Here is a 15,785-nt window from a genome sequence, read left to right on the forward strand (position 1 = left end):
CCGATATGTTCAATGCCATCGGCCATGTATGCGACCTCTACTCGGCGCAAGAATGTCGGAACTACTTCAAGGCTGCTGGATATGTCTCAGGTTAAAGGCGGGACGCGTTAGAAACCACCTGAACCGAGATCACAACCGTCAGGAAAGCGCATTCACATAGCTTTTCATCGTCGACCGGCATCCGTGCTGCCAGATCCGTGGCAACCAGCGTGTGAAGGATTCTGCAAACTGGGCTTCACGGCCAGTACTTCCGTACAGGTTTGCTACCTCAAGCCACTTTTCGGGCCGTCCCCTGGCGGCAAGGGCCGCACTCTGCAAATCGCTCCAGATGGGATCATTGGGCGCAATCTCTGATCCATCCTCACGCAGACCGGCGCACATCCGGCACCAGAAAGCTTCAACCAGTGCCAGCCCAGTGACAGATGTACCCGAGGCCAGAGCATCGCGAATGGACGGAAGCAAGAAACCGGGGTGGCGCGCAGACCCATCAAAGGCCACGCGTCGCGTGGTATCGTGAATAGCCGTATTCGAAAATCTGCGTTTAACCAGATCCAGATACTGTTCCGGTGTCATCCCAGGAACCGCACTGGCATGAGGAAGAATTTCTTCGGTCTGGACTTTCAGGAAGAATGCCGAAATTTCCCGGTCGTTCATGCAGTCCGAGATTGTGGGGATGTTCAGAACCTCGCCCACATTCGCCAGAATCTGGTGCCCGCCGTTCAGAATGCGCAGTTTCAGTGTTTCATATGCGTGTACGTCCTTGGTGATCGTAACGCCGACATTCTCCAACATTGGCCGCCCGGCGCAGAAATCATCCTCAATCACCCATTGGCGGAAATTCTCGTGTGACACCGGAACGCAGTCTTCAATTCCTAGGGCTCGAGCCTGCGACCGAACTTGATCAGAGGTGGCGGGAACAATGCAATCCACCATTGAATTCGGAAACGCCCCGTTCTGATCGATCCAATCCGCAAGATCAGGGTCCGTCCGGCGCGCCAGTTCAACAACACAGTTGCGCAAGATAGTACCGTTGCCCTGAAGGTTGTCACAACTTAATGCCGTAAAGGGCAGATGCCCGGCGGCACGGCGATTGCCAAGTGCTGCCACAATGGCACCAAAGACCGTGCGAGGCTGTTGCGGGTTTTGCACGTCGTGTCGAATATCATCGTGATCCACGTCGAAAACACCTGACTTGGCATCCAGAAAATAGCCACCTTCCGTTACGGTAAGGGACACGATCCGAATGGCGGGATCGGACATTTTCCGGATCAGAGGCGCATTTTCGGGTTCAATGGGCAGATAGTCCATCAACGGACCGATGACTTCGGCCGAAACGCCGGACGGGTCAAGCTCGATCAAAGTTGTCAGACAGTCCTGCCCAATCAGCTTTTCGCGCATGTCCGCGTCAAAAGCCCGAACGCCGGCCCCGATGATCGCCCAGTCCAAGGCCTGCCCTTTTTGCATCAGCCTGTGGATGTACCATGCCTGATGCGCACGGTGAAAATTCCCAAGCCCAATATGAACAATTCCAGGGGTCAGGTCTTCACGCCGGTATCCGGGTATTTTGACATCCGCAGGAAGCGATCCGAGGCGTTCGAGGCACAGCTCTACCGGTGTTATGTCCGCCAAAGGGGTCATCAGCTCATCCAGTTTCCGCCATCGACATTGTAAGTCTGGGCCACGATGTATTCCGCTTCATCAGACGCCAAAAACACCGCCATCCCGGTTAAATCCTCGGCCCGTCCCATACGGCCGAACGGTACCGCTGATGCAACTTCACGCTTCTTCTGCCCCGGTTTTTTATTTTCGTACTTCGCAAAGAAGGCGTCGACGCCGTCCCAATGCTCTCCATCAACAACACCGGGTGAGATCGCATTCACATTTATCCCGTGAGCGATCAGATTGAGCCCCGCTGACTGCGTCAAAGATATTACGGCAGCCTTGCTGGCGCAGTAAACGGCGACCAAAGGTTCGCCACGCCGACCAGCCTGTGAGGCCAGATTTATGATCCGGCCTTTGACATTGGCGTCGATCATGTGCCGCGCAACGGTCTGCATTGTAAACAAGGTGCCCGAAACATTGATATCAAAAACGCGCTGGTAATCGGAGCGGTCGATTTCGATGATTGGCGCTGCTGAGAAAACGGCAGCATTGTTGATCAGAATGTCAATCTGGCCGAACTGATCCACTGTGCGCGCAACAGCAATGTCGATGCTGTCCTGATCAACAACATTCATTTCGACCGCCATTGCAGCGTCACCGATTTCCGTGGCTGCGGATTGCGCCCGCGCGAAATCTATGTCGGCAATGGCCACACGCGCACCTTCGGCGACGTAAGCTTTTGCAAAGGCCAGCCCGATTCCGCGCGCAGCCCCAGTGATGAGCGCGGTTTTTCCGTCCAGTCGCTTCATTCGATCCGCAGCCCTTGCGCGTCAAAACAATGAAGCACGTCGGCACGTGGCGTCAGGTAGATGCGGTCGCCATGCGTAAATCCAACTTCTCCGTCTGCTCGCACCGTGATTGTTTCCGCCAGACCGGTTTCATGTATGTGGAAAAACGTATCTGATCCAAGATGCTCGGACACGCCTACAACACCGCTCCAGGTTCCGTCGCTCTCGGACACAGCAATATGTTCGGGGCGGATGCCGATTGTATGTGCGCCGTGTTTTGCAGCTTCTTCGCCTTCGATAAAGTTCATCCTGGGCGAACCGATGAACCCGGCGACAAAAAGGTTTCGTGGCGTACGATACAGGTCCAGCGGGCTTCCGACCTGCTCGATCACACCAGCCTGAAGCACGACGATCTTGTCGGCCATCGTCATTGCTTCAACCTGATCATGGGTCACATAGATCATGGTGGTCGCCAGCCGTTCGTGCAACTCGCTGATCTCCAACCGCATGCCAACGCGCAGCGCAGCGTCCAGGTTGGACAGCGGCTCATCGAACAAGAACGCTGCGGGTTCACGGACAATGGCACGCCCGATAGCAACGCGCTGACGCTGGCCACCGGACAGCTGGCCGGGGCGGCGATCCAGATAGTCGGTCAGGTTCAGAACCTGCGCGGCCCCTTTCACACGTTTGTCGATTTCGGCCTGATCCAGTTTTGCCATGCGCAAGGGAAAGGCGATGTTCTTGCGAACGGACATGTGCGGATACAAGGCATAGGACTGGAACACCATCGCCAGACCGCGTTTTGCGGGTGGTACGTTTGTCGCGTCGGCCCCGTCAATGTCGATGGAACCTGACGTGATGTCCTCCAACCCCGCAATCAGACGCAGCAAAGTGGACTTGCCGCAACCCGATGGCCCGACGAACACCGTGAACTCTCCGTCTTCGATGGTCAGATCCAGTGGCGGGATAACCTGTACGTCGCCAAAGCTTTTGGTCACGGACCTGAGTTGAATACGTCCCATGATAAGTTTTCCTTATTTCACAGCGCCAAAAGTCAGGCCGCGGACAAGTTGTTTCTGGCTAAACCAGCCAAGGATCAGGATCGGTGCAATCGCCATTGTCGAAGCCGCGCTGAGCTTGGCAAAGAACAGGCCCTCGGGGCTGGAATAGCTGGCGATAAATGCGGTCAGCGGGGCCGCGTCAACGGCTGTCAGGTTGAGGGTCCAGAACGCCTCGTTCCAGGCAAGAATGAAGTTCAGCAAAACAGTCGAAGCGATGCCCGGAACAGCCATGGGTGTCAGGATGTGCAGGATTTCCTCTTTCAGTGTCGCCCCGTCCATCCGTGCGGCTTCAAGGATTTCACCGGGAATTTCACGGAAGTAGGTGTAGAGCATCCAGACGATGATCGGCAAGTTGATCAGCATCAACACGACGACCAATCCACCTCGTGTATCAAGCAGCCCCAGACGGATGAACAGCAGGTAGATCGGGTAAAGGACACCGACTGCCGGCAACATCTTGGTAGAGAGCATCCAAAGCAGAATGTCCTTTGTACGTTTCGAAGGAACAAACGCCATTGCCCATGCTGCCGGTACGGCAATGATCACACCCAACAGGGTTGACCCACCTGCAATGATGACCGAGTTCCAAAGGAAACGCATGTAATTCGAGCGTTCCTGTACGACAGCATAGTTCTCAAGCGTCCAGTCAAAGTTCAGGAACAGTGGCGGGCTCGCAATGGCCTGCGCTTCGGTTTTGAAGCTGGTCAGGATCGTCCAGAGGATCGGGAAAAAGATCAGCAGACCGACGGCCCAAGCCAGGGCTGTGTTCACCGACTTGCGTTGGATTGTGACGGTGCGGGCCATGGTTTTATCTCCTCACGCGTCCAGGTTCTTGCCGACAATGCGCATCAGGAAGACCGCAACGATATTGGCGAGAATGATTGCATAGACACCTCCGGCTGATCCGAGACCGATATTCTGGCTTTCCAAAACGCGCTGGAAGATCAGGTAGGTGAGTGTACGGGTGCCGAACGCGCCACCTGTGGTGACGAAAATCTCGGCAAAGATCGAAAGCAGAAAGATTGTCTGGATCAGGATTACGATTGTGATTGCACGGCTAAGGTGCGGCAGAATGATGTGGTAGAACCGCTTGAGCGGCGGAGCGCCGTCCATTTCAGCAGCTTCCAGTTGCTCACTGTCCAGCGACTGGATTGCGGTCAAAAGGATCAGTGTCGCAAATGGCAGCCATTGCCACGACACGATCATGACAATTGAGGTCATTGAAGCTTCGGACAACCACGAGACCGGTTCAGCCCCAAAAAAGCGCCACAGATGGGCCAGCAACCCGTTGACCGGGTCCATGAACATGTTTTTCCAGACCAGAGCCGAAACGGTCGGCATAACGAAGAATGGCGCAATGACAAGGATGCGCACCACCCCCTGGCCCCACATCGGTTGATCTAAAAGCATCGCCAGCAGGATGCCCAGAATGACCGTAATCGCCAACACGCCGAGAACAATGACAAGCGTTGCCTGAACGGCGGGCCAGAACGAACTGGACGAAACAAATCGGATATAGTTGTCGAAACCCACCCATCCGAGATCACCGCCCCGCAGGGGAAGATACTTCTTGAAGGAAAAATACAGGGTCATCGTCAGTGGCACGAGCATCCAGCCAAGCAGCAGCACCACTGCGGGTGTCATCATCAGGCGTGCAACTGATCTGGAATGTTGAGTTGCCATTGCGCAAGACCTCTCTGTTCAGGCGTAAGACAGCCTGCGAGAAAAACACGAATTGTGGAAGTGGGAGCAGGGGACAGAAGATTTGCCCCCTGCTGGGAAGGTTGCCTCAGTACCCTGCGGCTTCCATCTCTTCTGCTGTGAAGGCCTGCGCTTTGGCAAGCGCCTCATCCACTGTTTGCTGCCCGGCATAAACGGCCGAGAATTCCTGACTAACCTGTGTGGCAATCCCTGCAAATTCCGGAATGGCCACGAACTGGACACCGGTATAGGGCGTCGGCTGCACACAGCAATTCTGCGGGTCAGCCTTCAGGATCGATTCCAGAGTCATTTTTGCGAATGGGACCGCCTTGTAGTTGTCATTCTCATAAAGCGAGGTCCGCGCGCCCGGAGGCACATTGGCCCACCCTTCGTTTTCAGCCACCAGCTCGATGTAGTCTTTCGAGGTTGCCCATTCGATGAACTGCTTGGCCGCATCTTCCCGCTGAGTTCCCGCCGGGATCGCCAGCGCCCAAGCCCAAAGCCAATTGGCGTGCTTGTCGACGCCTTCCGAATTTGGTGCAAGTGCGAAGCCAACTTTGTCAGCTACGGTTGAGTCTTCCGGATTTGTCACAAAAGACGCGGCAACGGTGGCGTCAATCCACATGCCGCACTTTCCTTGCTGGAACAAAGACAGGTTCTCGTTGAAACCGTTAGTGGCATAGCCAGCCGGGCCGGATTCACTCATCATGTCGACGAAGAACGTCAGCGCCTCTTTCCACTCAGGCTGATCGAACTGGGGCTTCCAGTTTTCATCAAACCAGCGCGCACCGAAGGAATTGCCGGTTACAGTGATAAAGGCACCACCTTCACCCCAGCCCGCCTTACCGCGCAGGCAGATGCCGTTGATGTCGTTGTCGCGATCAGTCATGGCAGCCGCAGCTTCACGGATGAATTGCCATGTTGGTGCTTCTGGCATTTCCAGACCGGCCTTTTCCATCAGGTCGGTGCGGTACATGATCATCGAGCTTTCGCCATAAAAAGGCGCAGCATAAAGCGTGCCATCATGGCTCAACCCGCCTGCCATCGCAGGCAGCAGATCACCAACATCATATTCATCGGACAAACCGTCCAGCGGTACCAGCCAGCCGTTCGCACCCCAGATCGGGGTTTCGTACATGCCGATGGTCATGATGTCGAACTGACCGCCTTTGGTGGTGATGTCGGTCGTGACGCGCTGACGCAAAACGTTTTCTTCCAACGTCACCCATTCGACATCAATGCCTGTCGCATTGGTGAAGTTGTCTGTGTAGCCCTGCATCCGGATCATGTCACCATTGTTGACGGTCGCGATCGTGATGGTTTCCGCTTGGGCTGCTGCCGTAACGACGAAAGTCAACGCAGTCGCCGCACGAAGTGCGTTCTTCAAATACATCCCTGTCCTCCCTGAGCTTGGATGCTGTACAGAGACCCTAGTTTATAAATTGTCGCGGCGTCAATATAAACTTTACGCGCGTTAAATTTTAGTTCATGCAGATTCCCTCAAGACAAGCCGTGCCGGAAACAGAGTTTCCGTCCGATCGTCAAATTTTCCCCCGCTTTCAATGAGTTCAAACAAGGTATCCACACTGCGCCCAGCCACGTTGTCATAATCATGCGCAGCTGTTGTCAGCGATGGACAAGTAAATCTTGCAAAGGGGTGGTCGTCATTTGATGCGATGCGGAGTGAGCAATCTTCCTTTCGCCCAACCCGAATCCCCTGCTCATAACAGGCTGCCAGAAATCCGATCGCAAGACGGTCATTGCTGCACAAAACCGAGTTCGTCCTGAGAGCGCCTTTCTCCAACACTCTCAAAGCACCTTGATGCCCAATCTCTTCAAACGCCCAGCCTTCGCCATCAATTTTAATGACATCGGGCTCGAACCCCAGACGTTCCATAACCTCTATATATGCCTTGCGTCGCTTGTTGGCGTTTGGGTTTGCTGGCGTGCGCATTTCAAAGAAAGACGGAGGTTCACCCGTCCGGGTCATGTATTCCACGGTTTGGGACACAAAACTGAAATTGTCCGATCCAATAAATGCGGCGCCCAACCCTTCAAGGTTGCTGTCAAACAGAACAGTAGGCACCTCGGCGCAAAACTTCTCGATGTAAGCGCGGTCTGAGGCACGCCCTAATGGGGCAAACAGCACTCCCGCCGGTTTCAGAGAGCGCAAACTATCGAGAATTTCATTCTCCAGCTTCTGTTCACCATGCGAGCTGAAAAGAGATGGACGATACCCGGCAGCAATACAGCTCTGCTCAAGGTATCTGGCCATCTCGGCAAAAAATGGATCGGCTAGATAGGGAACAACGATGCCGATATTCTTGGTCAGCTTTCGATTCTGGTTCACCGCATAGATATTCGGACGGTAATCGAACTTTTCCAAAGCTTCTTCGATACGCGCCCGCGTAGAGGAACGAACGCTTTCCGGGTCGTGAAAATATTTGGAAACCGTTGGCCGAGAAATCCCGCTGAGGGCCGCAAACTCCTCCATATTTCTTATTTTTGCCATACCTACCCGCTTACGGAATTCTTTTGCTTTGACCTTACATTTTCTTTACGCGCGGCAATAAATCAATAGGCTGCCGTATCCGCGCGAATGGTAAGACGCGTGGCGCCAACGCCGAACAGCCGAAAACCTCCTGATCAAGTCGCGGCGTTTTGGACTTGAGCCCAATATATCGACCCCCAGCGCAACCACCTTGGTCGTCAGGTCTGTTCAGGCTCATTTTGCTTCCCGGCAGTACCTTCTGCGACGTCCTTGTAGTCGTCATGAATGCCGTAAGAAGCGAAACCGGATAGCGTTTCAGAAATCTGTTCATCGGTCAGGATTACCGGACCGAGGGCCAAGGAAAGGTAATATTGCCGGGCAATGGTTTCCAGCTCAACCGCGCGCCACATGGCCTTGTCCAGGTCCTCACCCATGGCAATGGACCCATGATTGCCAAGCAAACAGGCGGTTCGGTCTTGCAGCGCTTCGATCGCCAGCTCCGACAGCTCGGGCGTTCCAAAGCGCGCATAGGGTGCGCAGCGAACATTAGTACCACCGAAGGCCGCGACCATGTAATGCGCTGCCGGGATCTCTTTGTGTGCAATCGCCAGCGCCGTGCAATAGGTCGGATGTGCATGGACAACAGCGCCCATATCGGGGCGGGTCTTGAGGATGTCGAAGTGGAACCGCCATTCGGTCGAAGGTTTGAGCGGGCCATCCCAACTCCCATAGTCTCCATCAAATGGCATTGAGACGATCATCTCTGGGGTCAGCTTGTCATATGGCGTCGCCGAAGGTGTGATCAGCATCCGGTTCTCGTATCGGGCCGAGATATTGCCGGATGTTCCCTGGCTAAGACCACTGGAATTCAGAAAAAGGCATTTCTCGATAATCGCCTCACGGATTCCGCGTTCCTTGTCATCCATCTTGTGCTCCTGTCCTCGCGCCACCCCGGCAGAATGGACCAGCCTTAGTTATCAGAGGTCGCACCATCAGGCGACAAGCCCAACCTCGCAATTGCATTGTCCAAAGCCAACCCGAAAACCTGCGCCTGAGGTGACAGGACCTGGTCAGGCCGACGCATCAGCCCAACGGGCCCGCGTGTGATCGACGCATCAAACGGCAGCGCTACAAGGTGGCCATCGCTGATTTCATTGGCGACCACCCCTGCCGAGATAATCCAGATCGCATCGGTCTGTCGGGTATACACCCGTCCGAAAGCACCCGAGACAGTTTCCAGACGATCTTCGATTTCACCAATCCCATGCGCGATCATGAGGCGATCCACCAAGGGCCGGATTGCCGATCCTTCAGGTGGATAAAGCACTTGCCACTCGGTAATCCGCCTGAGATCGGGGGCTTTCAGCAGCGGGTGATCCGCGCGCACGACGAAGACGACCTTCTCCTCGTAAAGCTGGGTAAAGGAAATGCCCTGCATGGTTTCAGGGCGACCCAAACGCCCGATAACAAGCTCCAGGTCGCCCAGACGAAGACGCTCCATCAAATGGCCATGTGGACCGTCGAAAACGCTCAGTCGGGCATTGCCCGCAAGTTCGGAAAACTCGGTGGCAACGGCTGGCATCAAACGGGCCGCAACCGAAGGCAGCACCCCGACCCGAAGACTGGCCCTGCCGCGCGCTTCGATCTGCTCCACACCAGAAAAGCCCTGCTGCAAAGCGGCCAGCGACATTTCGGCGAAATGCAGAAACACTTCGCCCTGCCGCGTCAGAGAAACACCGGACCGGTTACGGGACAACAGCACAGTGCCCAGAATATCCTCAAGCTCCTTAAGCGTCTTGGATATCGCCGGTTGCGTGAGAAACAGCTTCTCTGCCGCAACTTTCAGGCTTTTCTCGCGACATATCTCAATAAAACATTGAATATGCCTAACTTTGATGCGGCGATCTATCATTACTTTCCAATTATAGCAACTAAGTCCAAGTAGAACTCATTTTACATATCGAGAAATGACGTTCAATTATTAGACACGCGAAATCAGGAGAGCCAACATGCGCGTTCAGGTCGCGATCATCGGCGGTGGACCTTCAGGTCTTTTGCTCAGCCAGTTGTTGCACCGCAACGGCATAGACACGATCGTGTTAGAGCGCAAAACCAGGGAATATGTTCTGGGCCGCATTCGCGCTGGCATTCTGGAAACCGGTTTTGTGGAGCTGATGCGCGAAGCCGGTGTAGCAGATCGGATGGACAAGGAGTGTTTTGTCCATGACGGCACAGTGATCTCATATGGCGATATCGAATTCGGTATCGACTTTAAAGAGCTGACCGGCAGCCACGTGGTTGTTTACGGACAAACGGAAGTAACCCGCGACCTGTATGATGCACGCGATGCGATGGGCGGCAAGATTGCTTTTAACGTCGATGATGTTCAGATTCATGGGGCTGACAGCGATGCACCTTATGTGACGTATCAAGCGGATGGGACCGGACACCGGATTGATTGCGATTTTGTCGCCGGGTGCGACGGGTTCCATGGGGTGTCGCGTCAAACCATCCCGCTGACCGTGCGCCGGGAATATGAGAAGGTCTATCCGTTTGGCTGGCTGGGCGTTTTGTCCGAAACACCCCCGGTCCATGACGAACTGATCTATGCCGGATCGGAACGCGGTTTTGCGCTTTGTTCCATGCGCAATGAGAACCTCAGCCGTTACTACATTCAATGCTCGCTGTCTGACAGTGCCGATGACTGGACTGATCAAGCCTTCTGGCAGGAGCTGAAACGCAGGATTCCCGCGCAATATGCTGAGACACTGATCACCGGGCCATCGGTCGAAAAATCAATTGCAGCGCTGCGGTCTTTTGTGACCGAACCAATGCGCTGGGGCCGTTTGTTCCTGTGTGGGGATGCCGCGCATATCGTGCCCCCCACCGGGGCCAAGGGGCTTAACACGGCGGCAAGCGACATCCACTATCTGCACAACGCCCTGCTGCAATTCTATAAAGACCACGACAGCGAAGGCATCGACCGCTATTCCGAAAAAGCACTGGCGCGGATCTGGAAGGCCGAGCGATTCAGTTGGTCCACGACCAATCTGTTGCACCGTTTTCCGGACCAGAACGACTTTGACCTGAAAATGCAGAAGGCTGACATTGATTTCCTGCGCGAAAACACAGAGGCCCAATCGGTGTTTGCGCAAAACTATGTCGGGCTGCCCTACTGATGCAGATTGCGGCGCTGAATAACATTCACCTGCATTGGCGCGAGGATGGCGATCCAGATGGCACGCCTGTGGTGTTTGCCAACTCGCTGGGAACTGACCTGCGCCTTTGGGACATGGTTTTGCCCTTGCTGCCCAAGGGGCTGCGCCTGATCCGGTTCGATCTGCGTGGTCACGGCCTGTCGGAATGCCCACAGGCGCTTTATAGCATGGCTGAGCTGACAGATGACGCCGAGGCGTTGCTGGACCATATCGGGGTTCGCGACACGGTGTTTGTCGGCCTGTCGATTGGCAGCATGATCGGTCAGGCGCTGGCTTCGCGCCGACCAGACCTGATCCGCGCCCTTGTTCTTTCCAACACCGCCGCAAAAATGGGGACGGCCCAGATGTGGCGTGACCGGATGGGAGCAATCCGATCGTCCGGCATCGAGTCTGTGGCTGACGCAATTCTGGACCGTTGGTTTGCAGCGGGTTTCAGGGCAACCGATAACGTGCTGCTTTGGCGCAACATGCTGGTGCGTACCCCTGTTTCTGGGTACCTGGGATGCTGCAACGCGATTTCAAATGTTGATCTTGAATCCATGACCTGGGCGCTGCGATTGCCAGTTCTGGCCATCGCCGGATCAGATGACCGCGCCTGCCCGCCCGAACTGGTCCGGCAGACCTGTGCTATGATCCCCGGGGCGCGCTATGCCGAAATACCCAACACCGGGCACCTGCCATGCGTGGAAGCCCCCGCCACCTATGCTGAACACTTGTCCGCATTCCTGATGGAGAACCGCAATGAGTGACAAATACGCGTCCGGTATGCGAGTGCGGCGCAGAATTCTGGGCGATGCCCATGTGGATCGTGCCGAAGCCGCCAAATCTGATCTGGACGGTCCATTTCAGACGCTTATCACCGAAGGCGCGTGGGGCACTGTCTGGGCTTCGGACGGGATCAGCGACCGTGAGAGATCCATGCTGACGCTGGCTTTGCTGGCTGCGTTGGGCAATTTCGAAGAAATCCCGATGCATATCCGCGCCACAGCCCGTACCGGCGCCAGCAAGCAGGATGTACTTGAAGCGTTTCAGCACGTCGCGATTTACGCGGGCGTACCACGCGCCAATCAGGCCCTCAGGCTGGCAAAACAAACGTATGACGAAATGGAACAGGACTGAATGGGAAACGCGCAGAAACCCCAGTTAGACAAAAAGGAAGTGTGATCCGACAATGTTGAAACAAGGTGAATTCTACCAGCGTGACCGCGAGTGGCACCCACCTGCACTGACGCCCGACTACAAGACCAGCGTGACCCGTTCACCGCAATATTCGCTGATCTCGCTGCAAAACTCGATCAGTGAGGTCACCGGCCCGGTTTTTGGCCACAACGATGTTGATCCTCTGGATAAGGACCTGATCTCGAACTATGCGCAGCCCGGTGAAAGCCCGATTGGCGAGCGAATTATTCTGCACGGCAGGGTGCAGGATGAAAACGGACGTCCGGTGCCAAACACGTTGGTGGAAATCTGGCAGGCGAATGCGGGTGGGCGCTATCGCCACAAGAAGGATACCTACCTGGCACCGATCGATCCCAATTTCGGTGGTTGTGGCCGCACCCTGACAGATGAAAACGGGTATTATTTCTTCCGCACCGTAAAACCCGGTGCCTACCCCTGGCGCAATTGGGTGAACAGCTGGCGTCCCGCCCATATCCACATGTCGATATTCGGAACAGGTTTTGCACAGCGCCTGATCACACAATGCTATTTCGAAGGTGACCCGCTGATCAACAGGTGTCCGATCGTGAAAACTATTCCTGATGCCGATGCGATCAGCCGCCTGATTTCGCGGCTCGATATGAATTCAACGATCCCTCTGGATACCATCGCCTATAAATTTGACGTGGTCTTGCGCGGTCGGCGCTCGACCCTGTTTGAAAACCGTCTGGAGGGGAACTGAAGATGCAACAGCTGGATTATCTAAAGGAAACCCCCTCGCAAACAGCCGGGCCTTACGTCCATATCGGTCTGGCGCCTGGGGCTGCCGGATTTGAGATCTACAGGCAGGAACTGGGCTGGGATATAGCCGGACCAAATGCCGAAGGTGAGCGTATTCGGGTCGAAGGACTGGTCGTGGACGGGGCAGGATCGCCCATCAAGGATGTCTTGCTTGAGGCTTGGCAGGCAAATGCCAGGGGCGTCTATGCCCATCCTGAGGGCGGCTGCGATGTCGAAGACGGCTTTCGCGGCTGGGGACGCGTCATCACCAATTTTGAAACCGGCGAATGGGCGTTCGACACAGTCAAACCCGGCCCGACACCGGGACGAAACGTGGACCAGCAAGCGCCTCACATAAACCTTTGGGTTGTAGCCCGGGGCATCAATGTCGGTCTGAATACGCGTATCTATTTCGAGGATGAGGAAGAGGCCAACAGCAAGGACCCGGTCCTTAATCTCATCGAATGGGAACGCCGCCGCGCAACGCTGCTGGCCAGACGCACCAATAGGGACGGTCAAATTGTCTATCGCTTCGATATCAAGATACAAGGCGAAGATGAGACCGTCTTTTTTGATATCTGATTACTTGGTGTTGCCTTCCCAAGGCGGCACTCATTTCAGGAAGTCACCATGACCAAACCTTGCATCATCTGCGTGGCCATCACCGGTTCCCTGCCTACCAAAAACAACAACCCCGCGGTGCCGATCTCGGTTGCGGAACAGGTCGAAAGCACGCAAGAGGCGTTCGAGGCCGGGGCCAGCATCGTCCACGCCCATGTTCGCAACGATGATCAGACGCCCAGCAGCGACCCCGAAAAATTCGCTCTTCTGAAAGAGGGTTTGCAAAAATACTGTCCCGGAATGATCATCCAGTTTTCCACCGGTGGGCGGTCAGGCGCAGGTCAGGCAAGGGGCGGAATGCTGCCCCTTGCCCCTGACATGGCGTCGCTGTCGGTTGGATCGAACAACTTTCCCACCCGGGTTTATGAAAATCCACCCGACCTGGTGGACTGGCTGTCAGCCGAAATGCAAAAATACAAAGTCACGCCCGAGATCGAGGCGTTTGACCTGTCCCACATCCTGCAAGCGATCAGATTGCACAAGGAAGGCAAGCTGTATGGCAAGCTGTATGTTCAATTTGTCATGGGTGTCAAAAACGCGATGCCGGTCGACAGGGCCGTGTTCGACTTTTACGTGAAATCCATGCAGGATCGCGCACCGGGTGCCGAATGGTGTGCCGCCGGGATCGGTCCAAACCAGATTGTGGTAAATGAATGGGCCGTTGCTGCGGGCGGGCACACGCGGACAGGTTTGGAAGACAATGTCCGGCTGGACCGCAACACGCTTGCGCCTTCGAATGCTGCGCTGGTCAATCGCGTGACCGAGTTATGCGCAAAGCACGAACGTCCGGTCGCCACCTGGCAACAGGCCCGCGAGATTTTGGCTCTTTGAGCGCAGGGAGTAATGGCGCCATGACGATTGATATCCGCCCGCTTCAATTCAAAGGCCACATATAGGATGGAACAGCTTTCCACTCATCCCTGGCTCAGCGGGCTGTTTGAGGACCCGCAGACCTCAGAGATGCTGGGCGCAGAGACTCAGCTAAGACACATGCTGTCCGTCGAGGCCGCATATTCTGAGGCTTTGGCGGCGGTCGGCAAGGTACCAACAGAGGTGGCGGATACCGCGGCTAAACTTATCCGACAACACCGTCCCGACATGCAGGCGCTGCGCGACGGGACGTCATTGGATGGCGTGGTGGTGCCCTCGCTGGTGCGGTCACTCAAAGCGGCATTGCCCGATCATTGCCACGTCGCGCTGCATAAGGGGATGACGTCGCAGGATGTTGTCGACAACGCTCTGGTTCTGTCAATCAAAGACATTCTGGAGGTGTTTTCGGCCCGTCTTTCAGACCTGATAGATGCGCTTGTGGCGCTGGAGCAGGCATATGGCGAACACGTGATGATGGGGCGAACCCGAATGCAGGCGGCATTGCAGATTTCGGTTGCCACGCGCCTGCGAAACTGGCGGTTGCCATTGGCCGATCACCAGAAACGCCTGACCGAATTGCAGCCCAGATTGCTTGTGCTGCAACTTGGCGGCGCCGTTGGCGACCGCGTTGGGATGCTCGGATCCGGACAGGCAATCGCAGATCATATGGCCGACAGGCTTGGCCTGGCCAGCTGCAATGCAAACTGGCATACCCGCCGGGACAATCTTGCAGAACTTGCCTCATGGCTTTCATTGATAACCGGATCGCTGGGGAAGATTGGTCAGGACGTGTCGCTCATGGCCCAGCAAGGGGTGGACGAGGTTTCGCTGACAGGTGGCGGCGGATCTTCGGCGATGCCTCACAAGCGCAACCCGGTCCGTGCGGAACTGCTGGTCGCACTGGCTCGTTTCAACGCAACCCAACTGTCGGGCATGCATCAGGCGCTGGTGCACGAGCAGGAACGTTCCGGCGTTGCCTGGACGCTAGAATGGATGATCCTGCCCCAGATGATCCTGGCAACGGGGCAGGCCCTGATCAGCTGTGGTACGTTAGTGCAACAGATCGAACGGATAGGCATCGTGGAGTGACTGCACTGGCCTCTGAGCCCGACGTTACTCAGGCGGTGCGTCGACTTGGCGTCACCGGTTTTGCCGCAGTAACTTATATATGTCAGCATCAGTGGAGATGGCGTCTTGACTACACTGACAGTTGGGCGAACTGCTGAAACGGACGGATTTCGACAAGGCCGCCGAAACCGCCGACGGCAACGAACAGGCGTCAGGCCTGCCGCGAAAAGATTGCCGATATTTCGGCAGAGATCGCCTCAACCACTTTTTCGGGCTGGGAAAAGCTGCGCGTCTTGAGCCGCATCATGGTCAGGTCGATCAAGGCGGTCGGAAAGCCGAGATCGGAAAGCTCGACCAGGGTTCCATTCGCTAACTGGTCTTCGATGGAACTTCGTGGCAGCCATCCGACACCCAGCCCGTGCTCAAT

General features: G+C 55.7%; 16 protein-coding genes and 1 pseudogene. 7 read left to right on the forward strand and 10 right to left on the reverse strand.

Going from position 1 to position 15,785, the window contains the following annotated elements; translation table 11 throughout:
• Positions 1-138: 138 nt before the first annotated feature.
• The 9 genes from AC2FLZ_RS19970 to pcaQ form a co-directional block, all read right to left on the reverse strand.
• On the reverse strand, positions 139-1,638 hold the full coding sequence (locus AC2FLZ_RS19970; RefSeq protein WP_496882652.1) for a mannitol dehydrogenase family protein: 1,500 nt from the start codon (positions 1,636-1,638) through the stop codon (positions 139-141).
• Positions 1,638-2,411 carry an L-iditol 2-dehydrogenase gene (locus AC2FLZ_RS19975; protein ID WP_480555669.1) on the reverse strand — a complete coding sequence of 258 codons (774 nt, stop codon included), beginning with the start codon at positions 2,409-2,411 and terminating at the stop codon, positions 1,638-1,640. The genes AC2FLZ_RS19970 and AC2FLZ_RS19975 overlap by 1 nt, the downstream gene beginning before the upstream one ends.
• Positions 2,408-3,412 (reverse strand): ABC transporter ATP-binding protein, encoded by a 1,005-nt coding sequence (locus AC2FLZ_RS19980; RefSeq protein ID WP_480477629.1) that lies wholly within the window; start codon positions 3,410-3,412, stop codon positions 2,408-2,410. The genes AC2FLZ_RS19975 and AC2FLZ_RS19980 overlap by 4 nt, the downstream gene beginning before the upstream one ends.
• 12 nt (positions 3,413-3,424) lie before the next feature.
• A complete protein-coding gene (locus tag AC2FLZ_RS19985) occupies positions 3,425-4,255 on the reverse strand; it encodes a carbohydrate ABC transporter permease (protein WP_480520854.1) in 831 nt (276 codons plus the stop codon).
• A 12-nt stretch (positions 4,256-4,267) separates the two neighbouring features.
• Complete coding sequence (locus AC2FLZ_RS19990) at positions 4,268-5,134, reverse strand: carbohydrate ABC transporter permease (RefSeq protein ID WP_480555671.1); 867 nt, start codon at positions 5,132-5,134, stop codon at positions 4,268-4,270.
• Positions 5,135-5,240: 106 nt separating this feature from the next.
• Entirely contained in the window at positions 5,241-6,545 is a 1,305-nt protein-coding gene (locus AC2FLZ_RS19995) for an ABC transporter substrate-binding protein (protein WP_480477635.1), read from the reverse strand.
• Between the two features lie 93 nt (positions 6,546-6,638).
• The gene (locus AC2FLZ_RS20000) at positions 6,639-7,664 is read right to left on the reverse strand and encodes a LacI family DNA-binding transcriptional regulator (RefSeq protein WP_496882653.1); all 1,026 of its coding nucleotides are present in this window, start codon (positions 7,662-7,664) and stop codon (positions 6,639-6,641) included.
• A gap of 197 nt (positions 7,665-7,861) precedes the next feature.
• The gene (locus AC2FLZ_RS20005) at positions 7,862-8,569 is read right to left on the reverse strand and encodes a class II aldolase/adducin family protein (RefSeq protein ID WP_496882654.1); all 708 of its coding nucleotides are present in this window, start codon (positions 8,567-8,569) and stop codon (positions 7,862-7,864) included.
• Between the two features lie 44 nt (positions 8,570-8,613).
• Complete coding sequence (pcaQ, locus tag AC2FLZ_RS20010) at positions 8,614-9,555, reverse strand: pca operon transcription factor PcaQ (RefSeq protein WP_480607247.1); 942 nt, start codon at positions 9,553-9,555, stop codon at positions 8,614-8,616.
• A 97-nt stretch (positions 9,556-9,652) separates the two neighbouring features.
• Between pcaQ and pobA the strand changes: the two genes are divergently transcribed.
• From pobA to AC2FLZ_RS20045, 7 genes are all read left to right on the forward strand, one after another.
• A complete protein-coding gene (pobA, locus tag AC2FLZ_RS20015; protein WP_496882655.1) occupies positions 9,653-10,822 on the forward strand; it encodes a 4-hydroxybenzoate 3-monooxygenase in 1,170 nt (389 codons plus the stop codon).
• Entirely contained in the window at positions 10,822-11,610 is a 789-nt protein-coding gene (pcaD, locus tag AC2FLZ_RS20020; RefSeq protein ID WP_496882656.1) for a 3-oxoadipate enol-lactonase, read from the forward strand. Before pobA ends, pcaD begins: the two co-directional genes overlap by 1 nt.
• Positions 11,603-11,980 carry a 4-carboxymuconolactone decarboxylase gene (pcaC, locus tag AC2FLZ_RS20025; RefSeq protein ID WP_480477645.1) on the forward strand — a complete coding sequence of 126 codons (378 nt, stop codon included), beginning with the start codon at positions 11,603-11,605 and terminating at the stop codon, positions 11,978-11,980. The genes pcaD and pcaC overlap by 8 nt, the downstream gene beginning before the upstream one ends.
• A 52-nt stretch (positions 11,981-12,032) precedes the next feature.
• Complete coding sequence (pcaH, locus tag AC2FLZ_RS20030) at positions 12,033-12,761, forward strand: protocatechuate 3,4-dioxygenase subunit beta (RefSeq protein ID WP_480555681.1); 729 nt, start codon at positions 12,033-12,035, stop codon at positions 12,759-12,761.
• Positions 12,762-12,763: 2 nt separating this feature from the next.
• Positions 12,764-13,381 carry a protocatechuate 3,4-dioxygenase subunit alpha gene (pcaG, locus tag AC2FLZ_RS20035; RefSeq protein WP_496882657.1) on the forward strand — a complete coding sequence of 206 codons (618 nt, stop codon included), beginning with the start codon at positions 12,764-12,766 and terminating at the stop codon, positions 13,379-13,381.
• 48 nt (positions 13,382-13,429) lie between these two features.
• Positions 13,430-14,251, forward strand: coding sequence for a 3-oxoadipate:acetyl-CoA acetyltransferase (locus AC2FLZ_RS20040; protein WP_496882658.1), 822 nt, complete (start codon positions 13,430-13,432; stop codon positions 14,249-14,251).
• Positions 14,252-14,317: 66 nt separating this feature from the next.
• Entirely contained in the window at positions 14,318-15,379 is a 1,062-nt protein-coding gene (locus AC2FLZ_RS20045; protein WP_496715838.1) for a 3-carboxy-cis,cis-muconate cycloisomerase, read from the forward strand.
• A gap of 190 nt (positions 15,380-15,569) precedes the next feature.
• Here the strand turns inward: AC2FLZ_RS20045 and AC2FLZ_RS20050 are convergent.
• Positions 15,570-15,785 (reverse strand): annotated as a pseudogene (locus AC2FLZ_RS20050) (hypothetical protein); the annotation flags it as partial.

This window comes from Ruegeria sp. YKSF131, assembly GCF_059612645.1.